Annotated in this window: 25 protein-coding genes; 9 read left to right on the plus strand and 16 right to left on the minus strand. The window is 42.5% G+C overall.

Features of this window, described 5'->3' with window-relative positions:
- Nucleotides 1-2 precede the first annotated feature (2 nt).
- On the minus strand, nucleotides 3-500 hold the full coding sequence (locus LAQ65_RS20650; RefSeq protein WP_224118917.1) for a hypothetical protein: 498 nt from the start codon (nucleotides 498-500) through the stop codon (nucleotides 3-5).
- A 124-nt stretch (nucleotides 501-624) separates the two neighbouring features.
- Here LAQ65_RS20650 and LAQ65_RS20655 point away from each other — a divergent pair, with 124 nt between their 5' ends.
- From LAQ65_RS20655 to LAQ65_RS20670, 4 genes are read left to right on the plus strand one after another with little or no spacing between them, the layout of a single operon-like run.
- Entirely contained in the window at nucleotides 625-1,944 is a 1,320-nt protein-coding gene (locus LAQ65_RS20655) for a TolC family protein (RefSeq protein ID WP_224118918.1), read from the plus strand.
- Between the two features lie 14 nt (nucleotides 1,945-1,958).
- Nucleotides 1,959-3,137 (plus strand): efflux RND transporter periplasmic adaptor subunit, encoded by a 1,179-nt coding sequence (locus tag LAQ65_RS20660; RefSeq protein ID WP_224118919.1) that lies wholly within the window; start codon nucleotides 1,959-1,961, stop codon nucleotides 3,135-3,137.
- 2 nt (nucleotides 3,138-3,139) lie between these two features.
- Complete coding sequence (locus LAQ65_RS20665) at nucleotides 3,140-3,886, plus strand: ABC transporter ATP-binding protein (RefSeq protein ID WP_262901534.1); 747 nt, start codon at nucleotides 3,140-3,142, stop codon at nucleotides 3,884-3,886.
- 9 nt (nucleotides 3,887-3,895) lie between these two features.
- Nucleotides 3,896-5,122, plus strand: a complete 1,227-nt coding sequence (locus LAQ65_RS20670) for an ABC transporter permease (protein WP_224118920.1) — start codon at nucleotides 3,896-3,898, stop codon at nucleotides 5,120-5,122.
- A gap of 14 nt (nucleotides 5,123-5,136) precedes the next feature.
- Here the strand turns inward: LAQ65_RS20670 and LAQ65_RS20675 are convergent, their stop codons facing one another.
- Complete coding sequence (locus LAQ65_RS20675; RefSeq protein ID WP_224118921.1) at nucleotides 5,137-5,691, minus strand: hypothetical protein; 555 nt, start codon at nucleotides 5,689-5,691, stop codon at nucleotides 5,137-5,139.
- Nucleotides 5,692-5,855: 164 nt separating this feature from the next.
- Between LAQ65_RS20675 and LAQ65_RS20680 the strand changes: the two genes are divergently transcribed.
- Nucleotides 5,856-6,623, plus strand: coding sequence for a copper resistance protein NlpE N-terminal domain-containing protein (locus LAQ65_RS20680; protein WP_224118922.1), 768 nt, complete (start codon nucleotides 5,856-5,858; stop codon nucleotides 6,621-6,623).
- A gap of 21 nt (nucleotides 6,624-6,644) precedes the next feature.
- On the opposite strand, the gene LAQ65_RS20685 is transcribed toward LAQ65_RS20680, so the two are convergent.
- Nucleotides 6,645-7,163 (minus strand): hypothetical protein, encoded by a 519-nt coding sequence (locus LAQ65_RS20685; protein ID WP_224118923.1) that lies wholly within the window; start codon nucleotides 7,161-7,163, stop codon nucleotides 6,645-6,647.
- A 156-nt stretch (nucleotides 7,164-7,319) separates the two neighbouring features.
- Between LAQ65_RS20685 and LAQ65_RS20690 the strand changes: the two genes are divergently transcribed.
- Nucleotides 7,320-8,639 carry an alpha-L-fucosidase gene (locus LAQ65_RS20690; protein WP_224118924.1) on the plus strand — a complete coding sequence of 440 codons (1,320 nt, stop codon included), beginning with the start codon at nucleotides 7,320-7,322 and terminating at the stop codon, nucleotides 8,637-8,639.
- A gap of 54 nt (nucleotides 8,640-8,693) precedes the next feature.
- A complete protein-coding gene (locus tag LAQ65_RS20695) occupies nucleotides 8,694-9,806 on the plus strand; it encodes a Gfo/Idh/MocA family protein (RefSeq protein WP_224118925.1) in 1,113 nt (370 codons plus the stop codon).
- 13 nt (nucleotides 9,807-9,819) lie between these two features.
- Here LAQ65_RS20695 and LAQ65_RS20700 read toward each other — a convergent pair whose 3' ends face one another.
- Together LAQ65_RS20700 and LAQ65_RS20705 are read right to left on the minus strand one after the other, a co-directional pair.
- A complete protein-coding gene (locus LAQ65_RS20700) occupies nucleotides 9,820-11,313 on the minus strand; it encodes a mandelate racemase/muconate lactonizing enzyme family protein (protein WP_224118926.1) in 1,494 nt (497 codons plus the stop codon).
- Nucleotides 11,314-11,346: 33 nt separating this feature from the next.
- Nucleotides 11,347-12,291, minus strand: a complete 945-nt coding sequence (locus LAQ65_RS20705; RefSeq protein WP_224118927.1) for an RraA family protein — start codon at nucleotides 12,289-12,291, stop codon at nucleotides 11,347-11,349.
- Between the two features lie 133 nt (nucleotides 12,292-12,424).
- On the opposite strand from LAQ65_RS20705, the gene namA reads away from it, so the two are divergent.
- Both namA and LAQ65_RS20715 read left to right on the plus strand, forming a co-directional pair.
- The gene (gene namA / locus LAQ65_RS20710) at nucleotides 12,425-13,486 is read left to right on the plus strand and encodes an NADPH dehydrogenase NamA (RefSeq protein ID WP_224118928.1); all 1,062 of its coding nucleotides are present in this window, start codon (nucleotides 12,425-12,427) and stop codon (nucleotides 13,484-13,486) included.
- A gap of 194 nt (nucleotides 13,487-13,680) precedes the next feature.
- Entirely contained in the window at nucleotides 13,681-13,944 is a 264-nt protein-coding gene (locus LAQ65_RS20715) for a hypothetical protein (protein ID WP_224118929.1), read from the plus strand.
- Between the two features lie 108 nt (nucleotides 13,945-14,052).
- Here LAQ65_RS20715 and LAQ65_RS20720 read toward each other — a convergent pair whose 3' ends face one another.
- The 11 genes from LAQ65_RS20720 to LAQ65_RS20770 all read right to left on the minus strand — a co-directional run bounded on the left by LAQ65_RS20720 (nucleotide 14,053) and on the right by LAQ65_RS20770 (nucleotide 24,997).
- Entirely contained in the window at nucleotides 14,053-14,559 is a 507-nt protein-coding gene (locus LAQ65_RS20720) for a YybH family protein (RefSeq protein WP_224118930.1), read from the minus strand.
- 46 nt (nucleotides 14,560-14,605) lie between these two features.
- Nucleotides 14,606-16,093, minus strand: a complete 1,488-nt coding sequence (locus LAQ65_RS20725; protein WP_224118931.1) for a pyridoxal phosphate-dependent decarboxylase family protein — start codon at nucleotides 16,091-16,093, stop codon at nucleotides 14,606-14,608.
- Nucleotides 16,094-16,121: 28 nt separating this feature from the next.
- Entirely contained in the window at nucleotides 16,122-17,756 is a 1,635-nt protein-coding gene (locus tag LAQ65_RS20730) for a serine hydrolase domain-containing protein (protein ID WP_224118932.1), read from the minus strand.
- 104 nt (nucleotides 17,757-17,860) lie between these two features.
- Nucleotides 17,861-19,396, minus strand: coding sequence for a M20/M25/M40 family metallo-hydrolase (locus LAQ65_RS20735; protein ID WP_224118933.1), 1,536 nt, complete (start codon nucleotides 19,394-19,396; stop codon nucleotides 17,861-17,863).
- Entirely contained in the window at nucleotides 19,393-19,842 is a 450-nt protein-coding gene (locus LAQ65_RS20740; protein ID WP_224118934.1) for a hypothetical protein, read from the minus strand. Before LAQ65_RS20740 ends, LAQ65_RS20735 begins: the two co-directional genes overlap by 4 nt.
- Before the next feature lie 198 nt (nucleotides 19,843-20,040).
- Nucleotides 20,041-20,253: a hypothetical protein gene (locus LAQ65_RS20745; RefSeq protein ID WP_224118935.1), complete on the minus strand. Its 213-nt coding sequence runs from the start codon at nucleotides 20,251-20,253 to the stop codon at nucleotides 20,041-20,043.
- 64 nt (nucleotides 20,254-20,317) lie between these two features.
- A complete protein-coding gene (locus LAQ65_RS20750; protein ID WP_224118936.1) occupies nucleotides 20,318-21,358 on the minus strand; it encodes an acetylserotonin O-methyltransferase in 1,041 nt (346 codons plus the stop codon).
- A 595-nt stretch (nucleotides 21,359-21,953) separates the two neighbouring features.
- Nucleotides 21,954-22,586 carry a hypothetical protein gene (locus LAQ65_RS20755; protein WP_224118937.1) on the minus strand — a complete coding sequence of 211 codons (633 nt, stop codon included), beginning with the start codon at nucleotides 22,584-22,586 and terminating at the stop codon, nucleotides 21,954-21,956.
- A gap of 5 nt (nucleotides 22,587-22,591) precedes the next feature.
- A complete protein-coding gene (locus LAQ65_RS20760; protein WP_224118938.1) occupies nucleotides 22,592-22,966 on the minus strand; it encodes a group I truncated hemoglobin in 375 nt (124 codons plus the stop codon).
- Nucleotides 22,967-23,407: 441 nt separating this feature from the next.
- Entirely contained in the window at nucleotides 23,408-23,794 is a 387-nt protein-coding gene (locus tag LAQ65_RS20765) for a nuclear transport factor 2 family protein (protein WP_224118939.1), read from the minus strand.
- 18 nt (nucleotides 23,795-23,812) lie between these two features.
- A complete protein-coding gene (locus LAQ65_RS20770) occupies nucleotides 23,813-24,997 on the minus strand; it encodes a DUF1624 domain-containing protein (protein ID WP_224118940.1) in 1,185 nt (394 codons plus the stop codon).
- Nucleotides 24,998-25,069: the final 72 nt, after the last annotated feature.

The raw sequence follows: 25,069 nt of genomic DNA on the forward strand, positions 1-25,069 counted from the left end.
TATCAATGGCTTTTACCAACCTGAAAACTTTGGTTGCTAAAAGCAGGTTGGTCTGGTATTTTCACTACATTGAATCCAAACTCCGTAGCCTGGTGGCACTTATTGCAGGTTGCAGTCAGCAGGTTATAAGTCTTTTCAAACGCCAGGGGATTCTTTTGTGTGATCGCATTATTCATGCTATCCAAAACGGGATCCAACATGGGTAACAATTTGGATTCCTTGCGCCCGGACTGGTATTTGGTTATCCCATCAAGTGCTTCCATGATTTCATGTATTTCAAAATTTGCCAGCGCCCAATTTTCATTCTTACCCGCAAACCACAGTTTGGCATGGTGTGACTGAACAGCACTCATAAATTCACCAAAGCCCGGTTTGTATGTTGACGATAACTTCAATTCAAGACTGTCTATCCGATTTTGCAACTGAAGTTCATGCCCTGAGGGTTGCCGGCACGAAAAAATACTTACAAGTATTATTGGTAATAAAAATGATGATTTCATTTTACCCCGGTTTTGGTTTTCACACCATGAATTTAAGGTATTAACCAGAATCCGGAACTGATTAGTACAGCCGGAATTTATTGGTTAATTTTATTGTGCCCAACAAGCATAATATCCCTTAGATATGCCTGTTAGATCATTATATATTTTAGCATTCTTTTGGCTGTTGCTCCCCGCCCCTGAACTCATTGCCCAGGATTCAACTTTCCCACGCTGGACGCTTGTACAATGTATTCAATATGCAGAACAACATAATATCGCCTTAAACAATTTCCGCTTAATAAAACAATTAAAAGAACAGGACCAGGTACAGGCTAAAGCTGCTATAATCCCAGACCTCTATGGTGGCGCCTCATACGATTTTACGCATTATTCGCAAGCATCAAGCCTGTCTAAAACAACTGTAAATACAACCGGTTCGTGGGGACTAAGTTCAAAGGTTGTTTTATATAATGGCGGGATACTGAAAACAAATATCCGGCAAAGCGACCTTGATGTAAAAATAGCAGACCTTAATATCGCCCAGGAAAAAAATAGTTTATACCTGAACATTATTGAAGCCTACACCAATATCCTTTTGTCAAAGGAAACAATAAATTATGCAAAAGTCCAGTTGGAAAGCAGCCAGGTACAAAATGAACAGGCAAAGATTCAATACAATGCCGGGGCCATTGCCAGGAAACAATTAATTCAGCTTGAAGCACAACTGGCAAATGACGAATTCACATTAACCAACGCACAAAATGCAGAAAGGTCAAACAAGGTTATCCTAAAACAATTATTACAAATACCGGTTACAGACAGTTTCGATATTTCAGATAAAACAGCAGAATTCGCGTTACAACTCATTCCCTCTTTAAACGAGGTCCTGGAATCTGCCATGAAATTCCGTCCGGAAATAAAAAGCAGCCAGTTAAACAGGGAGATGGCTGAGCTTGACCTGAAAATAGCCAAGGCAGGCTATTTACCATCTATTTCTGTTGGTGGAAAACTTTATACCGGGAACCAGAATATTGTCAACAAAAATATCCTTGCGCAACTAAATGATAATTTCTACCAAAACATTGGCATTTCGGCAAGCATTCCCATTTTCACAAAAAAAATCAATGCAACTAATGTTGCGAGGGCTAAGATCAGCATTACGCAAAGCGACTTAAACCAGTTGAACACAAAAACAATTTTATCGCAGGAAATTGAACAGGCATATATAACTACTAACAATGCCTATGGAGAATACCTGGCGGCCAAAAAACAATTCGGGTATTATGAAGAAGCCTATAAAATTGCCTCGGAAGAACTACGCCTGGGTGCAACGAATATTACGGAGTTTGTACAACAAAGGAACTTGTATACGCAGGCACTGCAAGCCTATGTGCAGGCAAAGTACAAAGCCATGCTGGCTTATAACGTATTAAACTTCTATGCCGGCAAATTAAATAATTAGCTTATCCAGAGAAGATGAAAAGAAAATATATTATAACCCTCGTATTTGTGCTCATCTTAATTGGTACTATTTCCGCATATTATATATTGAATAAAGGAAAAAATAACAACGCTTTTACTTTAAATACAGAACAGGTAAAAAAATCAGCAATAGCCAGTATTGTTACTTCCACCGGCACAATAGTACCGGTTGATACAGTAGCGGTGGGCACGCAGATATCAGGGATGATTTCAAAAATACATACTGATTTTAATGCCAGGGTAAAAAAAGGCCAGCTACTGGCGGAACTAGATCCAACAATTATGCAATCAACAGTAGAGCAGATAAAAGGTAACCTGGCACTGGCAGAAAGTAACCTTGCTTATCAAAAAATAAATTACGAACGCCAGAAACAATTGTATGACGTGGGTTCAATAAGCAAAGCTAATTATGATGCAGCCATAAATGGCCTAAGTAATGCAGAAGCAGCTTTATCCAGTATAAAGGCACAATTAAAATCTGCTAATAAAAACCTGAGTTTCACGAAAATATATTCCCCAATTGATGGTGTTGTGTTGAACAGGAATATCAGCGTAGGGCAAACTGTAGCAGCCAGTTTCAATACGCCTACACTATTCAGCATTGCAAAGGACATCACAAAAATGCAGGCCCAGGCAAAAGTTGATGAAGCCGATATCGGGCAGGTCTCTAAAGGCAATAGGGTAACATTTACTGTTGATGCTTTTATAAACGACATTTTTCCTGGTACCGTTGCCGAAATAAGGTTACAGCCAACCATTTCCGCAAATGTTGTAACCTATACCACCATTATTAATACAAACAATGATAGCCTTAAACTGAAGCCCGGCATGACAGCTACCATTACTATCTATACTGCCGAAGCAGAAGATGTACTAACAATTCCTTTACCGGCTCTAAAATTTAAACCCAGTCCCGAAATGATGGGCAAAGATTATACGATCGTTGCCTTTACAGGAGCCAGGAAAGCAACAGATAAATTTGTCTGGGTCCTGAAGGATAAAAACATTACCGAAAATAAAATCACAACGGGCATTAATGATAATACAAGGGTCCAGGTATTAAGCGGAATAAAAGAAAATGACCTTGTGATAACCGGGGTTTCCAATGAAGCCAATAGCAAAGCAAATAGCGAATCAAAAAGCCCGTTCTTACCAACAATGAGAAGACGATAACTATGCCTGATATATTAAAAATGGAGAATATTAAAAGGGAGTTCATCCTGGGTCCACAGGTGGTAAAAGCATTGCGGGGGATAAGTTTCAGCGTTCAAACCGGTGAATTTGTAAGCATTATGGGGAGTAGTGGTTCCGGAAAATCAACCTTGCTGAACCTCATTGGGTGCCTGGACAAAGCCACGGAGGGAGATTATTTCCTGGATAGCACAAATGTGAAATCATTAGATAAAAATGAGTTGGCTGAATTACGGAATAAAAAAATCGGTTTTGTATTCCAGTCATTCAACTTGCTGCCAAGGACAAGCGCTTTGGAAAATGTTGAATTGCCCTTATTGTACCAGAAAGGAATTTCCCGAAGTGAAAGGAAAGAAAGGGCAATGCAAGCCCTTGAAAAAGTGAAACTGGCAGACCGGTTTGAACATACGCCCAACCAGCTTTCGGGTGGACAGCAGCAGCGGGTTGCTATTGCAAGGGCACTGGTCAATGAGCCTGTACTTGTACTGGCTGATGAACCTACTGGTAACCTCGACACACGAACATCCTATGAGATCCTGAACCTGTTACAGGAACTGAACCGTGACCAGCAAAAAACAATTTTACTGGTAACACATGAACCAGACATTGCAACCTTCAGCAGCCGTACATTAATCCTGCGTGATGGAAAACTATTGCGAGATTTCCAGAATATTACAGTCCGTTCCGCAAAAGAAGCTTTGGCCGCTATACCTGTAAACGATGATTTTTAATCCATATAAATGAATTTTTTCAACCTGTTACGAATCGCCTTAAAAGCCCTCAGGAGAAATAAGCTGAGAGCATTTCTGACTATGCTGGGCATAATAATCGGCGTTGGCGCTGTAATTACTATGATGGCCATTGGTTCAGGTTCAAAACAAAGCATTGAGGAAACCTTTTCCAGCATGGGTACCAACATGATTATAGTTAGGCCTTATAGTAATATCCCACTACCCGGTGGGGTGCGTATCGGATCATCCAATATACAATCGCTAACCCTGAAAGATGTAGATAAAATACGGGGCGAGGTTACAAATATCTCCGCACTGTCGCCGGGTATATCAAGCAGCGGGCAAGCCATCAGGGGTGCCAAAAACTGGCCTACCAATATGCAGGGCGCTTCGGTTGATTACCTGTCCATCCGGAAATTATCCGTTTCAATTGGCACAAACTTTAATGAAGAGCATGAAAAATCATTTGCAAAAGTTTGTGTAATAGGGCAAACTGTAGTAAAGAACCTTTTTGAACCAGGAGAAAACCCGGTTGGCCAGATCATACGCTTTGGAAAGATCCCTTTCCAGGTTATTGGTGTTCTTACCGAAAAAGGACAAAATACTTTTGGGCAGGACCAGGATGATATCATCGTAGCGCCTTATACCACAATAATGAAACGGGTTAAAGCAAGCATTTACATACAGAATATTTTTGCCTCTGCAGAAAAAGAAGAACTATCCGAAGAGGCTACCAAAAATATCATTGCCGTTTTAAGAAGCAGCCACAAATTAAGAAAGGAGCAGGAAAATGATTTTGATGTAAGGACCCAGCAGGAATTAATCAGTACCATGAGTAAAACAAGCAATATGATGACCACATTACTGACTGCCGTTGCTGCCATTTCGCTGGTTATCGGAGGTATTGGTATTATGAATATTATGTACGTTTCTGTAACGGAAAGAACCAGGGAAATCGGCCTCCGGATGTCGATCGGTGCCAAAAGCAGGGATATCTTATTGCAATTTTTAACAGAAGCCATTATCATCAGCATAACGGGCGGCCTCATTGGCGTGCTGCTGGGCATTTCCGCAACTTATTTTATAGCCAATTTCCTTAAATGGCCAACAATTATCAACCAAAACGCAATGCTGGTCTCATTTTTGGTATGTGTACTTACAGGTGTTTTCTTCGGCTATTATCCAGCATTAAAAGCTTCTTCGCTAGATCCTATTGAAGCACTTCGATATGAATAAAATATTTTGCCAGGTCATTTTTTCTTATTTAACCAGAAGCCAATGCTAACTCTACCCAATAACGTCAGATTTTCCTGGTTCTCTGTGTAGGGGTTGCCGGTTTCATCCCAGTAAGTATGCTTTGTAAATAAATAGCCCAACCCAACATTTGCATCAATGCTAAAGCGTTTGGCGTAGTTCCTCTGTATACCCCAGGCGATTCCTATCCGGTTTACTGCTTCCCAATGGTCTTCCGTTTTGTCCTGGTAATATAAATGCACTTTAGTAAAAAAAAGTTCGTCTATACCTGCCAGGTAATTCATGCTATTCATTTCAGTTCGTTTTCCTTTAGCCATCCTTTTTAAGGAATTGTAATAATACCTGTATTGAAGTGTTGTTGCCGGGTAGAATCCCACAGAAGCTTCACTACCGAAACTGCTGGAGTAAGAATACGCAAAGCCAATACTTACAAAACCCCGGAGATAGAGTGTTTGCATGTGGCCGATACTTTTTTCATAGCTAATCCCCGGACCCAAAATAGTCAATTTAAAAACATCCGTAACACCGCGGTCTTGCTTTTCCTGGCCCATGCAATTTCCATTAAGCAATAGGCATGAGCAAAAACAGCAAACTGATTGTATACATAATTTTACCATAAAAGCACCAACTGATTAACTTCAATTCTATCGGCGAAGAATATAACTAAATTTAAATAACATTTCCATTCACCCCGGCGGTAATTAAAACGAGAACTATGAAATTATTAGCACAGATCTGCATTACAGTATCTTCCTTCTTTTTTGCCTGTAACCCTGCTTCAAAAACAATTTCACCGGCAGCCAAACCCGATAGCAGTATGACTTCCCTCGACAGGAATGGAGTTTATTATGGCATCCTGCCCTGCGCAGATTGTGAAGGCATAGAAACCGTTATCCACCTCAATAAGGATAACACCTATTCCATAAAAAGAAAATACCTGGGTAAGTCAACCGATATTAATGAAATGACCGGCAGGTTTACCTGGAACAGTAAAGGCAATAAAATATCCCTAGAAGGGGTTAGTCCGGGTATCTACCTGGTAGGCGAAAACAAACTTATCCATCTCGACATGAACGGGAACAGCATTACCGGCGATCTGGCGGCTAAATATGTACTGGTACAAAAAACACCGGGGATAGTTGAAAAATATTGGAAACTTACTGAGCTTAATGGTAAGCCTGTAACAGTGACGTCCAATATGAAAAAAGAAGCGCACATGATTCTAAAGGCAGAAAACAACCAGGTGAACTTACATGGTGGTTGCAACAGTTTTACCGGCACATATGAATTGAAGCCCAACAATAAAATCAGTTTTGGAAAATTTGCAGGAACCCTGATGGCATGTCCGGACTTGGAAATGGAAACCCAATTCCTGAAAGTGATTGAAACCGCAGACAGTTATATTCTGGAAGGCGACAAACTTGTTTTAAACCGGGCCAAAATGGCGCCGCTTGCCCGTTTCGAGGCGGTGTATTTTCAATAAGTTTTCGCAATAAACAAATTTCTATGCCGACTTCCTTTTAACAGGGACTTCAGCCCAATAGTACCAAAGGTAGGCCAGGCAAGCAAAGACAATTACATCAAGCAACAATAAGGCATTCCTGCCACGTTTGAAGTATGGAGCTGGATTTGAATTATCTTCCGTTTGTGTCACGTCTAAAGGCATGTTAGTTGGTGCTTTTTCCCACATACCGGATGCCTGGATAGACAATTCATGAAAATGTTTGGCTAATACAAATGCCAGGAACATTACTGATAGTCCGGATAAAATGACTAACAAATTCCAACCTGCACGTTTATATTTATACTTGAATTCCCTGATAAAATAAGTGAAGAAACCTATCACTAAAAAAAAGACAACAAATAATAATCTTTGCGGGAAAACAAATGATTTACCCATAAAGCGCACACCAAATAGTCTTGGCACTTTTACGCCACCAAAAATGCTGTTATACAATATCGCTGAAAGCAGTGCAATACCAACAAGGATAAATATTTCAATTTTCGCTTTACCTGGTTTCATTTCTTTTTTTTGAAGCCTCAATCTTTCAAATATACAATTGCTTCGATAATATTTTCGCTTTATCCAATAAAAGGCCAGGCGATGGTAACGGAAAATATTAGCTGTATATTGCTATTGGTGCCTGCTGCTGATTAGCAGTCCTCAAATACACTTAGCATGAAAAGAGTAATCCTTTTGACCGGTTTCACAGTAGCCTGTTTCCTAGGATCGATCGCACAAAAAACACCCGGAGAAAAGCCAATATCAACAACGGGAAAAGACGTCATCAAAGGCTTTATGGACAAACGTTTTGGTATGTTTATCCATTGGGGTCCTATCACGCTAAGGGGCACAGAGATCGGCTGGTCAAGGGGGCATGAAGTACCAGTGGAAGATTATGACAACCTGTACAAAGAATTTAACCCGGTTTTGTTTAATGCAGATACCTGGGTGAAAGCGGCCAAGGATGCAGGTATGAAATATATCACTTTTACTTCCAAACATCACGATGGCTTCTGCATGTGGCCAAGTGCGTTTACACAATATGATATCCAATCCACACAATATAAAAAGGACATTGTTGGTGAAATTGCAAAGGCCTGCAAAAAACAAGGCATAGCATTCTGTCTCTATTTCACAATACTGGACTGGCATGATACCAATTATCCACTGCATAACCTGGGCGATAGTATTCCCGATCCTAAATCCAATATGGGAGCGTTCGTACAAACCATGAAAAATGAACTCACTGAACTGGTTACCAATTATCACCCTTACATGATATGGTTTGATGGGAACTGGGAAGAACCATGGACAAAGTCTTACGGCCAGGAAATTTATACCCACCTGAAGAGACTCGATGCCAATTTGATTATCAATAACCGTTTAGGCAAAGGTTCCCACAAAGTGATGAGTGCAGCATCTGTTGGCGATTACACCACGCCCGAACAGGAAATTGGAAATTTAAATATGGATACACCGTGGGAAAGCTGCATCACTATTTGCGACCAATGGGCCTGGAAACCCAACGATAAAATGAAGACATTGCAGGAATGCCTGCAGACATTGATAAAAACAGCATCTGGAAATGGCAACCTGCTCCTGAATGTTGGCCCCATGCCCGATGGCAGGATGGAACAAAGGCAGGTAAACCAGTTGAAAAAAATTGGCGACTGGCTGAAAATATATGGTGAAAGCATATATGGAACAGCAGGGGGGCCTTATGCACCTAATGATAACTATAGCGCGACACGCAAAGACACCAGAGTATTCATCCATATCTTCAATACCGCCAATAAGGAAATAGTATTGCCCGTACTCCCGGGTGTAAAACTGCTTAGTGCAAAATTAATGAACGGCCCGGCAGTAAAGGTGCAGGCAAAGGATGACAATTATTATTTCACCTTGCCAGCGCAACTACCCGACAATAACAGCAATGTGCTGGTATTGCAACTGGACAAGCAGGCAATAGATCTTCCTATAATCGACTCCAAATAGATATATATATACTTGTTCTATTCGTTAATTTCAATATATTAAAATCATTCACTCATGAACTCACGTCGTCAATTCCTGCAAAAACTGACCGCATCCCTGATTACTGTGCCATTCCTGCCACTTGAAGACCTTTCGGCTCCGGCCGGACCAGATAATACACCGTACGCCGGACCAGTACTGCGGGTAGCCATCATGGGACTAGGCGGCTATGCAAACCGTGTTGCCGAAGCCATGCGCGCATGCAAGAAAGCCAAAATAGCAGGGGTTGTAAGCGGCACTCCGGCTAAAATCACCGATTGGCAAACCAGGTTCAGGATCCCGGACAAGAACTGTTACAACTACACGAATTTCGACAAGATGATCGATAACCCCGATATTGACGCTGTTTATGTGATCACCCCGAACGGGCTTCACCACGACCACGTGATCAGAGCAGCAAAGGCGGGCAAGCATGTGATCTGCGAAAAACCAATGGCTGTGAATGCAAAAGAGGGACAGGAAATGGTGGATGCCTGTAAGAAAGCCAACGTACAATTGCTGGTAGGTTACCGTATGCATTTTGAACCCAAAACGCTTGAAATTATCCGTATGCGCAATGCCGGCGAATTTGGCAAAGTACAATTTTTCCAGGGCCTCAGCGGATTTGTAATCGGCGATCCCACCCAATGGCGGCTTAACAAACAACTCGCAGGCGGTGGTGCAATGATGGACATCGGCATATACTCGGTTAATGGCATGCGTTATATGCTGGGTGAAGAACCAATTTGGGTTACAGCAGAAGAAACCAAAACCGACCCTGTCAAATTTGCTGTAGGTGTTGATGAAACCATCCAGTTCCAGGCAGGATTCCCCAGTGGTGCCATTGCTTCCTGCCTTAGCACGTATAACATGAACTTCCTCGACAGGTTTTTCCTGACCGGTGAGAAAGGTTTTGCAGAATTGAATCCCGCCACTGGTTACGGCCCCATTCTTGGCCGCACCAACAAGGGCGAACTGAGCTTCCTTCATGTGGCCCACCAGACCATTCAAATGGAGGAAATGTCAGACATCATCCTGAAAGGAAAACAACCAATCGTTCCCGTTAACGGTGAAGAAGCCGTGAAAGATTTAAAAATTATCGATGCGATTTATAAAGCAGCGAAAGAAGGTAAAAAAATACTGTTGTAATAAAAAACCAGGCTTAGCTCCATTCCCGGTCCCAGCTGTCAATTTTGTCCCACTCCTGGGTCGGGGCAAAATAAAGTTCCCCTTTTTTGAGGTGTTCTTTCACTACTTTCTCATTCAACTCTACACCCAGTCCCGGTTTGTCAGGCACTTTGGCAAAACCATTCTGGAAAATGGGCTTTTCCACGCCAGTAACCAGGTCTTCCCACCAGGGAATATCAAAGGAATGGTGCTCGAGGGCTACAAAATTTTCCGTCGCAGCAGCGCAATGCAGGTTTGCCATGAAACAAACCGGACTTCCCGCGAAATGCATCGCCATAGGCACCCCTCTTTCTTCTGCATAGTCCCCGATCTTTTTGGTCTCCAGTAATCCACCTGAAGTGGCAAGGTCTGGATGGATCATGTCTACCGCACGTGCATCTATTAACTTAATAAAATCTTCTTTCAGGTAAATATCCTCCCCTGTTAAGGTTGGCGTTTCAATAGCATCTGATATCTGCTTCCATTGCTCCGTATAACTCCAGGGCACCATGTCTTCCAGCCAGGCCAGCTGGTATTTTTCCAGCGCTTTGCCCAGGCGGATGGCCGTATTCACATCAAAATGGCCAAAATGATCTGCAGCCAATGGAATCTCATAACCCACGGCCTGCCGCACATTGGACACATATTCACTGATCATATCCAATCCTTTGTCTGTTATCTGGATTCTCGTAAAAGGGTGCCTCGTCTGGCTATAACTCCGGGCATTGCCTTTCTCCGGGGCACCATCGCCCCATTGCCGCTGGTAATCCCAGTTCTTCGAACCAATTACTGTACCCGGGGTCTTTGCCAGCAACTCAATACCGAAATCCATTTTTAAAAAAGTCAGCCCGAGTGCCTGCCTTTCCTGCATTTTTTTCGCATATTCAGCCGGGTTATCAACTTCCGGTGTGTCGCCATATATCCTGATTTGGTCCCTGAATTTCCCACCCAGCATCTGGTAACAGGGAACATTAAACGCTTTCCCTGCAAGGTCCCATAGCGCCATTTCGACACCACATACACCGCCTGCTGCCCGGCCCGCGGCACCAAATTGCTTGATAGTCTTAAAAAGGTATTCCACATTGCAGGGGTTCTTCCCCAGTAAACGGCTCTTCAGGAATAATCCATATTTGGCACTGGCCCCATCGCGGATCTCACCATATCCTGAAATACCCTGATTGGTATCGATGCGAATAATCGGGCATGTCATCGGCGCACCTGTAATTACAGCTACCCTCAGGTCGGTTATCTTCAGGTCCGACGGACTACCCCTGCGGTTTACTTTCTGGGTGATATACTCAATTTCCTTAGCCGGATTATTGTTGAACATCATGCCCAGGCCTAAACCTCCCATGGAAACATTTTTAAGAAAATCACGGCGGTTACTGCCTTTCTTCTGGTCCTGGAACTGTAAGTCTGTGCCTGTTTTTGAAGAAGGCCCTTCAGGGATTCTTCCATTAAATTGAAACCTGTCAATTATATTTTTCATGGCGAATCGTTTATCAGTTTTTATAGGAATAAGTTACCAGGTGCGGTCTTTTAAAAACGCATCCAGCTCAGCTTTCGACATTGGCACTTTCGAAGGATTGTCCCTGATCCATTGCATAAAATCCTTCTTGATATCTTCTGTCCAGCCCTGGTCAATCTGGCCCGGCGTATACTTTCCTTCTTTTAACCGCTGGTGTGAAAAATCATCTTTCATCGCAATAAATTCCGCGGTGATAATAACTTTTTCCGCCAGGTAGGCTGGTATGAAAATCACTCCTTCTTTCTTTCCTAAAACCAGGTCACCGGGCAATACGGTAGCACGGCCAATACGAATGGGATAGTTGATGCCTGTTAACATCACGTCTTTTATATAAGATGGATCAACCCCGCGCACAAAACCAACGAAGCCATCAATTTCTTCCAGGCCTTCAAGGTCACGTACCCCTGCATCAAAAACAACACCCGTCTTAGACTTGGTATAAATTGAATTGCCCAGGTTATCTCCAATCAGGGTACCATCAATAATTTTAGAAAAGCCATCCGCCACATATACATCACCATTCTGCAACAAGTCAATCGGCCAGGAATTAGGGGCACCGGACCTGCCCTCCGATTTGCCTTTTGCCTTTATCGGATTATCAACATCAGGCCGTGTTGGCATATACTGCGCTGTCACTACCCTTCCAGCTAAAGGTTTTTCAGGATGGATAACCTGCCAGCCGGCTTCAAACTGGTTATTAAACCCCTCATTACGCAATACCCCCCAGGCTTCTTCCATAGAAATATTAGCGAGCCGTTTAACCAAATCATCTGACACTTTCGGACGTCCGTCGGGATAACGTTCCCCTTTCCATTGGGAAGAATATGTGAGGATTTGATCTTTGGTGGCCTGTATTTGCTGGCCACTACTTTGCAGGTAAAATGCTATACTGGCAATAATGCAAAGCATTAAAGGCAAGCCCGTTATTCGATTATTCATAAAAGGTATTTTTTTCGGTCCGCTATTAAGATAATCATTATTATTATTCAGCTGTCCTGCCGGAAAACTACTTTACGTATATTCAAATGATACAATTTTGCAGTTCAATTCTTACAGTATAAAATAAATAAATATGTCGCGACTGTTTTCACGCTTAATGATAAAAGATTTCCACCTGAAAAACCGCATTGCAATTTCACCTATGTGCCAGTATTCAGCTGAGGATGGTTTTGCCAATAACTGGCACCTGGTGCATTTGGGAAGCCGTGCAGTGGGTGGTGCCGGGCTAATTATCCAGGAAGCAACAGCAGTTTCACCGGAAGGACGTATCACACCCGGTGACCTTGGCCTGTACCATGATGAACACATTGCACCATTGAAAAATATCACCAGTTTTATACACCAGCATGGTGCTATAGCAGGTATACAGTTGGCTCATGCCGGCCGGAAAGCTTCCTGTGCCAGGCCCTGGAAAGGCGGCCACCAATTGGATAAAACTGCTGGTGGCTGGACTACCATGGCACCTTCAGCTATCCCTTTTCATGAAAAGGACGATTCACCCAAGGCACTGGACCTTGCTGGCATACAGCAAGTGATCACCGATTTTACAAAAGCTGCAGAACGTTCCCTTGAAGCTGGATATAAGTTGGTGGAAATTCACGCCGCACATGGCTACCTGATCAATGAATTCCTGTCACCTTTAACCAACCACCGGACAGATGATTACGGTGGCAACTTTGATAACCGGACCCGGTTGTTGCGCGAAATCATTCAATCGGTTAAAAAAGTCTGGCCTGAAAATAATCCTTTATTTGTACGCTTATCGTGTATCGATTGGGCCGAAGGCGGCTGGACTATTGAAGATTCTGTCCAACTGGCAGAAATACTAAAAAATATCGGCGTCGACCTTATCGATTGTTCTTCCGGAGGATTGGTATCGCATGCAAAAATTCATGCCAGTCCGGGTTACCAGGTGACTTTCGCAGAAAGGATTAAACAGGAAACGGGCATCCTCACAGGAGCTGTTGGATTGATCACTGAGGCTGAACAAGCAGAAGAAATTATAAGAAATGACCAGGCCGACCTGGTATTGATCGCACGGGCTTCCCTGCGTGACCCAAACTTTCCTTTGCATGCTGCAAAGGAACTGGGTTTTGACATAGACTGGCCTGCGCAATACCTCCGGGCGAAATAAGATTATTCGCAGCTTGCTTTCAAAAACGCCACAATCTTTTCATTTACCAAATGCGGCTTCTCCATTAGTGGCAAATACGCGGCATCATCAACTCGCAAAACCTGCCGCAGGGAATCTGCATAGCGGAAACAACAAGCCCAGACAATGATAAGCAATGGTTTGATGTAGCCTGGAATGGTAACCATATTGTAACAGTGGGCGTCGGAGTTTCTGCCACTTCCCCTGATGGGATTAACTGGTCTATTAAAGATATTCCGGTGGAATGGGCTTTGAGTGCCGTTATGAATGCAGGCAATAAATATGTCGCTGCAGGTGCTGGCATTTATAATCCATCAGATGGTTTAAACTGGACCAAAACTTACCCAGGTGAAATCTTGTATCCATTGAGGAGTATTGCATGGAACGGTCTGCAATATGTTGCTGTTGGTAAGCAAATGATGGTTTTGGAATCGCCATAACAGCAAAACCTTGTTGGGGACAAATTGGTATAAGTAAACCATGGCCACGAGCTGATTTGCGGGTGACCATAGTTACTTCAACCACTACCTGTTCTTGATAAAATAAATCTATTTGCCTTTGGGAACAGGTAAATCAGAATTGAATATATCCCGGAAAAGTTTCCATTTGCCATCTTCTTTTTTCCAAAGCACAATGTATTTCCCTTTGTCCAGTTGCTTACCATCCATGGTAGCTATTGACATTACCCCTTCTTCAGCCAGCATGGATTCATTTCCCCAAACATCAGTAGCGGCCAAATCAAGTTTTACTGGCCCGGCTTTAATAAGGCCTGCAATTACAGGTTGGATGTTCTCCCTTCCTGAAGCAGCTGGTCCATTTGGTCCCATAAACTTTGCATCAGCAGTGTAGCAATTGGCAACACCAATAGAGTCACCCTTGCCTACAAGATCCATAAAATTTTGGTTGGCAGAATCAATCTCCTTTTTTGCCATAGTCAAATCAAAAACCGGTTTAGCGTCAATCTCAATTGTTTCTTTTGGTTCTTCGGCATTATTGCATCCAAATAATAAAAAACTAAAAAAACAGGTAACTGTAAATAAAGAAAACTTTGTCATGATTTTGCTTATTAAGAATGATAAATGATAGGTTTAGGTTGGATTATTATTTTCCCGAAAGCTTTTTGTGCATTTTTTTGCCTTCGCGGACAATTATATTTATGATCTCTTCGATATCTTTTTTTGAAGTACGGAAATTGACGATACATCCCCGCAGGCAATATTTACCATTTACCACTGCGTTGGATAAAAACACTTCGCCGCCCTGCTGCAAATCATTCAGAAGTGCTTCATTCAACCTGTTCAGGTAGCTATCCCTCTCTTCCTTGCCAGCCGTAAAATTAGCAGGCACGTAGCGTAAAGTTGTAATGCTCAGGTTTTGCGTAATGGCTTCCAGTTCTTTATGTTTCTTTGCCAGGTCAAAAAACAATTTCGAGAGTTGGATATCCTCATCAATCATTTCAATATATCCTTTCCGGCCCACCTGTTGCAATGTTAGCCAAACCTTCAATGCCCTGAAGCCCCGGGAATTCTGCAATCCGTATTCATAATAATTTTGTGTTACTGTTTCGCCAATATTGAAATTGTAATATACCGGATGCGAACTGAAGGTTTCAATCAAATGGTTGGGATCTTTTACAAGCGTGCAGCCGGCTTCCAGGGGACTATAGAGCCATTTATGCGGATCAAGGGCGATGGAATCTGCCGCTTCAATTCCCTTAAATATTTTTTTCAGCCTGGGGATAACAGCTGCCGGTATACCATAAGCGCCATCAATGTGAAACCACAAGTCATGGGTCTTACAAATGGCTGCAATAGCTTTTAAATCATCTACTGCCCCGGTACTTACATCGCCGGCAGTACCGATAACCATAATTGGCTTGCAACCTTTTTCAAGATCAGTTTTGATCGCCTGCTCCAATAATGTATTATCCATTTTATTATGGGCGTCCGCTGGTATCCAACGAATAGCATTTAAGCCAAGCCCGAATAAAACTGCCGCTTTCTCCACCCAGGTATGCGTCGTTTTGGAACAATAAATAACAAGCCTGGCAGGCGCTCCGGAGATGCCTTCTTCCTTAATATTTTTTGGGGCTTTTGCGGTCCTTCCTGCTAAAAAACCTGTGAAATTGGCCATATTGCCACCACTCACCAATATGCCACCATAATTGGGTGAAACCCCGATAAATTCGGCCAGCCACCTGATTGTTTGCTTCTCAATTTCCGTTGCCATAGGACTTAATACCTGCGCACCCACATTGGGATTTATGCTGGCCGCCAGCAAATCTGCCAGGGCACCTATGGGTGCTGCAGAAGAAGTGATATACCCCAGGAATTTTGGATGGCCATTCAGCAGGGAATGCCTGAATAGCAGCTCCTTAGCTTTAGACAGTATCTTATCAGGGGCACTGCCATCTTCCGGCAAAGAGACCGTCCCAAGGATTTTTTGTAATTGCTCCGGCGTTTCACCTAGGGTTACTGGCTGCTCATCAATAGTATCGATAAAATCAGCAATCGAATCGATCATTTTGTAACCCATTTTCCTGAAATCTTTCTTACTGATTTCTATAGGTGAATCCCGTTTTTTTTTCATCGCTTAAGTTATGAATAATATTGCCTGGTTATTTCACTATTTTATTAAACCGCAAATGCTGTATCCGGCCTGAATTGACCTCAAAGCCAATAATATTTTTTTTACTATCCCGTACCACCATCAGGTGATTGATCCACCAATTGTTATTGGTTAAATGATCGTTGCCAACCAGCGTCAATCTTGCATCTTCGTATTTCGCATTGGTCAAAAGCAGGTGGTGGTCCTTCAAAATGATGCCGTACTTACAATCCAGCTCCGGACAATAATACATTCCAGTATAAGCCTTTAAAACCTGGTCAGTTTGTGCAGTATCTTTTAAATACTTCTTTATATGATACGTTTCATCGGGTGTCATTACATCAACCGTTGTATCCTTACCCTGAAGCTTAAAAACAAATTTGATATTGGGTGCAGCAGGAATAGAGAAAGTATCTTTCGCTTCTTTTATTAAATAATTGCTTTCATCATAAATCTGGTAATAGAGTTTATTATTTTTAACCTTGAAGTTAAAAGGCAGGCCATCATTGCCAATATAATCACCACTATATTTCTGCCAGGCCGAAGCATCCTTTAAAATAGCTGTGATACTATCGCGCACTGCTTTATTCTCCTCTTTTTTCTGCGTGGTATCTTTTATGAAAAGATCTGCAATCGCATAAGCTTTACCACCGGGATCAAAATCGCCCAGGTTACTAAATACAATAATCCCCAGTTTCAGGTCGGGGAAAACGGACAGGTAAGTCCTGTAACCCGCATCTGCACCGCCATGTGAAAACTGGCGCCATCCTTTATATTCATTCACTACAATCCCATTGGCATAAGTCAATTCTTTGCCACTATTGAGCCTTCCTTTTTGGGTAAGCTGCCGTACAAGCTCCTGGTTCGAGACCTCCTGGTTATAGAAATGCATCACCCATTTGCTCATATCGTTAACATTGGTAAACAGGCTGGTTGCACCGGCGACGGAATAACTCAAAATGGCATTGGTAAAATGCGCGCTGTCTTTTCGATTATAAGAATAAGAGCGGTTCCTTTCAATCTCCGTATAATCATCGTGAAAATGGGTACTGGTCATGCCCAGGGGTTTAAAAATCGCGGAGTCGGTAAATTTCCGAAGCGTTTGTCCCGTTACAGATTTTACAATCTCGGCCAACATGGTAAAGCCACTGTTGGAATAACTATATTTTTCGCCGGGTTTAAAATTAAGGGCCTGTTGTTTGCTGAGTATTTTAATGATCTGCTCCTGGGTAATCACATCGTCTAACCTTGTTCCTGAAATTGCCAGCAGTTGCCATTGGTCTCGAATACCGCTGGTATGGTTTAACAGGTGCTGGATTGTGATCTTCTGTTTGAGGTCCGGAAACCAGGGCAGGAATTTGCGAACATCATCATCCAGTTTAAGCTTACCCTGCCTGGCCAGTAAAATAATTGACCAGCCGGCAAATTGCTTTGAAATAGATGCCATGTGAAACGGAGTTGCAACCGTATTAGGCAGGGAATATTCGAGGTTGGCCATTCCATAACCCCGGGAATAGATCAGGGTATCGTTACGGACAATACCGATAGCACAACCCGGACTACTATTCGTATTCCATTGAACAAATAAATTATCAATTTTTTTGGTGACTGAATCGGGCAGGATCTGCCCCGAGGCCGTATGCATTGTTATCAAAGAAAATAAAATCAAAATGATGCTTAATCTTATCCTGATACTCATAACAGTGCTTCTTACCCTGTAATATAAAGAAATTCCACCATCTGTCAGGATTACAATATGAGCATCAGGGATCCTATCGATTCAATGCCATCAAATAAATTCCGCAACCGGATATTTTCATTTTCAGCATGCTGGTTATTATCATGGTTTGCAATGGGCACTGTAACCGTTTTGGCATCCAGGTATTTTTCAAACAGGAAAAGCGGAAGGCTGGCACCCGACGTTGGTTGCAGCACTACCTGGTCTTTAGTGGTGGCTTTAACTGCCGCAATTACCTTTTTAATGATTGGCAGGTCCATGGCGGTACGCTGGGCATTATAACCATCGTTGCCGGCTGTTATTTTGATCAGCTTTGCATAATTTTTTCTTTCTTCATCAGTAGGTTCACGATCAGTTACATAATAGCCCAGGGCTTTTATATGATCGATGACTTTCTGTTGCTGCCTCTTCCAATCGTTGCCTAATACCAGTCTCAGGTCAATTACTGCCGTGGCATAAGCAGGTATCTGGTTGGAGGCCATTTTCCCGACATTGCCACTCTGTATACCGTTGATGTTTAAGGAAGGTTGGTTGATTGCTTCGCCAAGGGATATGCCAGGTATTTCACTTGCTTTGATGCCAAGTTCATTTTTCATTTGTTCATCCACAGAAGGCACTTCTGCAAGTGCTTTTTTCTCTGTGGTACTTAACGGGGTAACATCATCATAAAATCCTTTTACAGTGACTCTACCATTATCATCTTTCAAAGAAGCCAGTAATTTAGCCATCATCAGTGCCGGGTTAGGCGCCCAGTTGCCATAATGGCCACTGTGCAAAGGTTTCTTTGATGCATATACGGTAAGGTCGAGGTGCGTATCACCGCGAACACCAAACACAATCTGCTTTTTACCTGATTGGTGAACTGGGCCGTCGCAAATAATCCATAGGTCTGACCCTAACAAATCCTTATAGTTTTCCAGTATCTCATTCAGATGTGCAGAGCCGGCCTCTTCTTCCCCTTCGAAGAAAAACTTAAGGTTAGCACCCGGAGTTAATCCATTATTCTTTAAAGCCTCCCACGCGTTGAGAGTGGCCGTTACACCGGCTTTGTCATCGGATGCACTCCTGGCATAAATCCGCCATTCAGGATCAAAATGCTGGTCGGCAGGAAAAGGGATTGCTGACCCACCATTTTCAATTTTATCAGTATACAATTTCGGCTTAAAAGGATCGAGCTCCCTGGCCCATTGGGCCGGGTTAACGGGCTGGCCATCATAGTGGGCATAAAATACAAGGGTTTGCTTTGCACCAGGAACAAGCACTTCACCATATACTGCAGGTGGTACGCCCGGAGTTGTAGCGGATAGAAGTTGAACATTTTGAATACCGCGCTTGATCATCATATCCATTAAGAAGGCCGTATTTTTTTGCTGGCCTGCAGGGTCTGCTGCAACATTGGGCAATGCAAGAAATTCGGAAAACTCACTCAGTATATTCCGGGCATTTTGCTGGTTATATTGCCTGATCTTTAATGTCCCGGGCGATTGGGCATAAAGGGATGCACTGATCACCAAACTGAATGCAAAAATAATATGGCGGGGCCTCATAAAACTTTCTTATACTTTTCAACGATGATATGGTCGATGCCCATTTTCTCCACTTTCTCGACACCTTTTTGAATTAAGGTATCCCCGGAAATCTTCACTACAAATTCAAAAATCCCACCCTCCCATTCTTTATTCACAAAATAATCAAGATGCTCCGTGTACACACTATCAACTAAAGTATAAGGTCCGCCACCTGCCGTGAATGCAGCGGCCATTGAATCTTTCGCACCGCTGATATCATGACTTAAAAAAGCAAAATGCGTTGGATTAATGATCTTGATCATTTTCACTTTCGGATTGAAAGTTGACATTGTTGTGTCGTTCGCTGAAGATGTTGCTGAAATCAATTCCCAGGTTCCTACAATAGGTAGTGGAACTTTTTTTTCAGTTTGTAAGCAGGATGTAGCAATAATAAAAAGGAAGACAAACTTATATGACAGACGCATGCAATTTATTTCTTTCGAATATAAGCGATATTATCTACCTATACCTTTTAACCATTCACTGCATGTTAGTAGAAATCTGCCGCAAGTTTCGTTTTATTAAAAGCATTGTGTGAAATAAAAAATCCCTGTCCGGCCCGGGAAGCCGATTTTCCTGCTGTAAATGCAAGACTTTCTTTATTTAAAGAAGGGCCATCCTAATTAAGGGATGCGCTCTTCATCATATGAAACAGTAGTGCCTTCATTGGCAAGTCCCCTTCCTGAAATAGCTTTTACGTGTGAAACCGCACTCTCCATCGCCCTGTTCATGGCTTCAACAGATGATCTTTTCTTTGGCTTTTTATGTTCCGTCTTGCTTTCCGGGGGGGTATTTTCTTCCTGTCTATCCGGCAGCTTATTTTCTTCGTTTTCCATTGTATCAGTTTTAAATTATCAAATAATGGTATTTAATGCTTTCCTGGATTTCTAAAGAAAAATTTTATTTATTGGCGATCGCTGCGCTTGAAGGTCCGGCAAGCGGAAGAAGATCAGTTTTTTTGAAGCCAACAATTTTTGCCCACTTATTAAAGTCTGCAAAAGTGTAATCAAATCCTTTGCCAGTTTCAATAAGCATATTCAAACTCATCATCATACCGAAAACATTCTTTCTCCTTTCGTCATCAATAATGCTTTCAATGGCTACAAACGCACCACCTTCCGGAATTGCATTAAAAGCTTTTTTCATCAGCAGCAGTTTAGTCTCTTCGTCCCAGTCATGCAGGATATTACCCATTACAACGATATCGGCTTTAGGTAAAGGTGCGGAAAAAAAATCGGCCGACACTATTTGAACCCGGTCGCCCATTTGAAACTGACTGATCGTATGTTTAGCTATGGGCTCAACAGAAGGAAGGTCAAAACTAATACAACTCATGTGGGGTTGGTGTTTGGCAACCGTTACCGAGAGCAAACCGCTTGATCCGCCTACATCTGTTAATGTTTTATAGGGTGAGAAATCAAACTTTTGCGCAAAAGCCATAAAATTGCCCATTTGAATACCGCTCATTGCATGCACAAACTGGTGCAACCTGTTAGGGTCGCTGTACAATTCGGCAAACATATCCTTTCCATTTTTTATTTCATTTTGCGGCTGTCCGGTAAGCAAGCCTTCTTCAAGATTACCCCAGAATCCGTACAAACGGTCATTCATCATTTCCAGGATACCTCCAATGTAACCGGGCTTCTGTTTATCAAGGAAAAAATCGGCGTTGCTGCTATTTGAATACATGGCCGATTCCAATATACCTTCCCGGTTAAGGAATCCTAATACAGTTAAAGCATCCAGGAAATCGTACACATTCCGGTCAGTACACCTCAAATCCAGCATTGTTTTTATGGCTGCTGCTGACATTGATTCCTGTTGTGCTAATTTAGTAAATAACTGGAAATATATAGCCGCTAAAAGTGTTTTAGAAGCCCAGAAACCGGTACCGACTTGCATGATGCTTTCCGGATTTGGAGGTATACCTTTTTGTTCCATTTTGCGTTGGTTTATTTTTTATCCAGAATCTGATCATTTAATTTTTTGGCAGGAATGCTAAACAGTGTAACCAGGGAAACGGAAAATGGAAGTAGTTTAACGGCCTCTGAATTTAGTCAATTTTCAGCTGTCTGCCAATGGAGTTTTACTTTTAACAACTCCTTCCCAATAAAGCTAAAGTCTCAAAATACCAGAAACTTATATCATCAATTTTCCGCTGGCTTTACCCTCTTTTTTATAAACCACCATTTTTGGAAACTTAAACGCTTCCCATTCCTGTTCTATGGGCTGCCACCAATTGGCTCTGTCCTTATTAAAGTAAAAGCGCCGGCTAGTTTTATGTATCTGTTCGCGAAATAGGCTCTCTGTATTTTAAAAAAGAAGTCGCGTATAACCCTGGTGAATATTCCATGGGCGGCAGCGAACATATGTTACCCGGCTATAATGCTTGCGGGAAATCGAAATGACAATTTCAAACAGGTGGAGAATCCTTTCCAATCCTAAGTCTTTTAAGGTGAGTGGGCAACAACAGATAACAATAGCCGCAGCTAATAGTTTGATGCTGTTTGTGTTGGTGAAATAGCATAATTTAAAGTCAATGAAATGACTTAAGCAATGCCGGGTAACTATAAGAATTCTTAGCTGTTAATTGCACCCCGGCAATTTCGGAAAGTACATGGTGAGTTACCAGGTTGAAATTCCGGTCAATTTGCTCCCCGCTGCCAAATGCTTCAAAAGAGTAACTAAACCAGGAATCCCCGCTTATTTGCAACGCTGTATATTCCACCTGGCAGCCCTCCGCCGGGAAGATTCCTGCGGGAATCCTACTTAAAGCAGCATCAGGGTAAACTTCAAACATCACTAAACTTCTTCTTTTGATAATTTCAATAAACCTGGACATGTTAAGATCGTAGAGTTGTTCCGGTGAACCAATGTTGTTTTTTAAACTGAGGCTCCATTTTAACCAACTCTCTGCATACCCGCTGTATTTCCCAAAATTGAAAACCGTATTCGGTCCTCCGGACCTTATTTTAATTTCAGTTTTACCCTCACGTAATTTGTAGGAAATATGATCTGATGGAAACATGTCCAGGTAAAAATCATGCCGTTCCTTTTGCTGGTCCAGTGCAGCGTCATGGATATTGAACCAGTCTTCGATTGCTTGTTGCCTTTCCCTGAAAAACCACCTCAGTTCCTTGCTGGAATATGCACTACTTTGTATAGTCATATAATTTATTTCCCAATGACCATGCCTTTTAATGACCATAGGATGGCCAGCACATCTTTCCTGGTGTCTTCATCTGCTTTATGATTATCCAATACCGTCATTATATCATCAACGACATGCATATATTCAGCCGGACTGATATTCATACCCTTATGTGAAGTCGGCATATCCCTGCCTCTGTAGATTGCAGGCCCGCCGCTTCCGGCACTAAAAAAATCAATTGTGTGTTGCTTGATTTCTGCCAATCTTTCCGGCTGATCGCCAAGAGGTAAAAACCGGGCACTGATAGCCGGGTTACTCATATGCGCCGCTACGACGTCCTCAACAATGGCTGAAATTCCGGAGGTACCCCCCAGCCGCTCAAATAGTACAGTAGACATAACATGTATTTTGGTGAATAATAAAATATCATTTCAACACCTGCAATTACCATCCCCAGAAGTACGAAAGCGATCAGGGGGGGTACATATTAAACACCTCCTTTAAAGTTATTTAAATTTGATAATTATTCCATCTACTGAAGTTTCCTTATATACCATTTCGTTTCCTTCCCTACATACTCTGCTGGCGGCTCGTGGCCTTTATTTTATTCGGCAAATTCTTTCCGGGCAATGGGAATCAGGCCTAATAGCTGATAGAACCCCTTAATCAAATAAAAATTTTCTTTATGCCCCCAAAAACATGAGAAAAGGAGTACAGCGAACATCGCCAGAAAAAGTCGTTGGCATAATCGCCTGGCAGGCATCATTGCTGGCCGCAGTAATTGCTGATTAGGCTATGACGCGGGATTTGGCGCAATAGTTAATACAAAGCATCGACCTTTAACCATTCATTGTTACCGTATCCACAGCCTGGAAAAAATGGGTCACCTTACCATTTTTCAAAGTCCAGATATGGGCAGCATTGGCTTTGAAAGGCTTGCCAGTGGCTTTATTCGTTCCTAGATAGTATCCGTACATAGCCACTTTATCCCCTTCACCAAAGATATCCGTGATGGCAATATTAAATCCATCAATATGCTCCCCGATCTTCATGAACACATTGTTGACTATCGCGTCGTGACCAATAAAAACGCCATCACCATTTATAAAAGAAACGCCCTGGCATTCGCGCCATTCAACAGCGGGATCCCATACCGCCAAAACTGCAGGAACATTTCCTGTTGCAAAATTGGCATAACCTTGTTTAATCAATTCTACGTTTGTCATACTGTTTGTTTTATGTGATTATAAATAACTCAGCCATTTTTTCTCCGGATGGCTGCTTTTGTATTTGTCATACCACCTGCACAAAGGATACAAGGCCGTCACCAGGCTAATCCAGATTACATACACCATAGCCAGGTTAAATCCTTCGCCGGCAACTAAAAACTTCCAGGGTGTTCCGGGTATTCCTGTCATGCCTTCTGCAAAAGAATGCCCCCTGACAAAAAAGAGGGTGGTGTTGATTATACTTAACAGGTAAAAATGAACGACGTAATAAAACATCGGCACCCTGCCATATACGATGAATATTTTTGAAAGCCCGCTTCCGGCATTTTTTACCAGGGCAAGGAAAATAAAGCCAATGCCGATGGTGGCCGCCATATACATTAAAGAAGGTGGGTATTTTTGCACATTCATAAAAGACAGAAAAGTATATAATCCATCTTTTTGAACTGACCAATGCAATGGATCCCCATATATATTTGTAAAGCGGACCGCTGCAAAAAATAGCAGCAAATTCAAACCTATACTGAGCAATATGTTCCTGCGCTGCTTCCCTTCATAGTTAGTAAATATTCTTCCTGCACAATACCCCAGCAGCATTAAACCGGTCCAGGGAAGAAAAGGATAAAATACCAGTAGGTTATGGCCCTCCCATAAAGGCACGTTACCATGTTTGTGTAATAACATCCACCAGGCCGGAAAGCTGCCCGAATGGTTTAGTTCCGCTATATCAAGGGCATTATGCCCCACCACAATCAGCAATCCGGTTGCCAGGATGGCGTAATAAGGCAACCAGATCATCAGCCCTAGTACCGCCATGCTGATACCAATAGCCCAAAGCGTTTGGATAACAAATGTGCTGAAATACAAATTGGCTGTTGTAGCAAAAGTGATAAAGAAAAGGTCAACGAAGATTAGCCATAGTCCACGGGTGATTAAAAAACTGCTCAGTTCCCTTGTGGTTTTCCGGCCGCTTTGCAGCCAGGCAGATACGCCAGACAGGAAAACAAAAATGGGTGCGCAGAGGTGGGTAATCCAGCGCGTAAAAAACAGGGTTGGCGTTGTTGTTGCCAGGTCAAGCGGATCCTGTATTCCAGCTGAAGCATGGAAATATTCCCTGCAATGGTCCAATGCCATGATGACCATGATGATACCCCGTAATAAATCGATCGATTGAATCCTGGCTTTTTTGACCAATTCCATATGGGATGTTTATACAATTGATCAATAAACTACGATTTAGGAATCACCTGAATTCATGGTACAGGACGAAAC

This window comes from Flavihumibacter profundi, from assembly GCF_020076305.1.
GTDB classification, from domain to species: domain Bacteria; phylum Bacteroidota; class Bacteroidia; order Chitinophagales; family Chitinophagaceae; genus Flavihumibacter; species Flavihumibacter profundi.

What these genes read in the sequence shown, in the direction of transcription:
- LAQ65_RS20650 (WP_224118917.1), bottom strand. Translation starts at nt 500, where the DNA reads ATGAAATCATCATTTTTATTACCAATAATACTTGTAAGTATTTTTTCG.
- LAQ65_RS20655 (WP_224118918.1), top strand. Translation starts at nt 625, where the DNA reads ATGCCTGTTAGATCATTATATATTTTAGCATTCTTTTGGCTGTTGCTC.
- LAQ65_RS20660 (WP_224118919.1), top strand. Translation starts at nt 1,959, where the DNA reads ATGAAAAGAAAATATATTATAACCCTCGTATTTGTGCTCATCTTAATT.
- LAQ65_RS20665 (WP_262901534.1), top strand. Translation starts at nt 3,140, where the DNA reads ATGCCTGATATATTAAAAATGGAGAATATTAAAAGGGAGTTCATCCTG.
- LAQ65_RS20670 (WP_224118920.1), top strand. Translation starts at nt 3,896, where the DNA reads ATGAATTTTTTCAACCTGTTACGAATCGCCTTAAAAGCCCTCAGGAGA.
- LAQ65_RS20675 (WP_224118921.1), bottom strand. Translation starts at nt 5,691, where the DNA reads ATGGGCCAGGAAAAGCAAGACCGCGGTGTTACGGATGTTTTTAAATTG.
- LAQ65_RS20680 (WP_224118922.1), top strand. Translation starts at nt 5,856, where the DNA reads ATGAAATTATTAGCACAGATCTGCATTACAGTATCTTCCTTCTTTTTT.
- LAQ65_RS20685 (WP_224118923.1), bottom strand. Translation starts at nt 7,163, where the DNA reads ATGAAACCAGGTAAAGCGAAAATTGAAATATTTATCCTTGTTGGTATT.
- LAQ65_RS20690 (WP_224118924.1), top strand. Translation starts at nt 7,320, where the DNA reads ATGAAAAGAGTAATCCTTTTGACCGGTTTCACAGTAGCCTGTTTCCTA.
- LAQ65_RS20695 (WP_224118925.1), top strand. Translation starts at nt 8,694, where the DNA reads ATGAACTCACGTCGTCAATTCCTGCAAAAACTGACCGCATCCCTGATT.
- LAQ65_RS20700 (WP_224118926.1), bottom strand. Translation starts at nt 11,313, where the DNA reads ATGAAAAATATAATTGACAGGTTTCAATTTAATGGAAGAATCCCTGAA.
- LAQ65_RS20705 (WP_224118927.1), bottom strand. Translation starts at nt 12,291, where the DNA reads ATGAATAATCGAATAACGGGCTTGCCTTTAATGCTTTGCATTATTGCC.
- namA (WP_224118928.1), top strand. Translation starts at nt 12,425, where the DNA reads ATGTCGCGACTGTTTTCACGCTTAATGATAAAAGATTTCCACCTGAAA.
- LAQ65_RS20720 (WP_224118930.1), bottom strand. Translation starts at nt 14,559, where the DNA reads ATGACAAAGTTTTCTTTATTTACAGTTACCTGTTTTTTTAGTTTTTTA.
- LAQ65_RS20725 (WP_224118931.1), bottom strand. Translation starts at nt 16,093, where the DNA reads ATGAAAAAAAAACGGGATTCACCTATAGAAATCAGTAAGAAAGATTTC.
- LAQ65_RS20730 (WP_224118932.1), bottom strand. Translation starts at nt 17,756, where the DNA reads ATGCATACGGCCTCGGGGCAGATCCTGCCCGATTCAGTCACCAAAAAA.
- LAQ65_RS20735 (WP_224118933.1), bottom strand. Translation starts at nt 19,396, where the DNA reads ATGAGGCCCCGCCATATTATTTTTGCATTCAGTTTGGTGATCAGTGCA.
- LAQ65_RS20740 (WP_224118934.1), bottom strand. Translation starts at nt 19,842, where the DNA reads ATGCGTCTGTCATATAAGTTTGTCTTCCTTTTTATTATTGCTACATCC.
- LAQ65_RS20745 (WP_224118935.1), bottom strand. Translation starts at nt 20,253, where the DNA reads ATGGAAAACGAAGAAAATAAGCTGCCGGATAGACAGGAAGAAAATACC.
- LAQ65_RS20750 (WP_224118936.1), bottom strand. Translation starts at nt 21,358, where the DNA reads ATGGAACAAAAAGGTATACCTCCAAATCCGGAAAGCATCATGCAAGTC.
- LAQ65_RS20755 (WP_224118937.1), bottom strand. Translation starts at nt 22,586, where the DNA reads ATGACTATACAAAGTAGTGCATATTCCAGCAAGGAACTGAGGTGGTTT.
- LAQ65_RS20760 (WP_224118938.1), bottom strand. Translation starts at nt 22,966, where the DNA reads ATGTCTACTGTACTATTTGAGCGGCTGGGGGGTACCTCCGGAATTTCA.
- LAQ65_RS20765 (WP_224118939.1), bottom strand. Translation starts at nt 23,794, where the DNA reads ATGACAAACGTAGAATTGATTAAACAAGGTTATGCCAATTTTGCAACA.
- LAQ65_RS20770 (WP_224118940.1), bottom strand. Translation starts at nt 24,997, where the DNA reads ATGGAATTGGTCAAAAAAGCCAGGATTCAATCGATCGATTTATTACGG.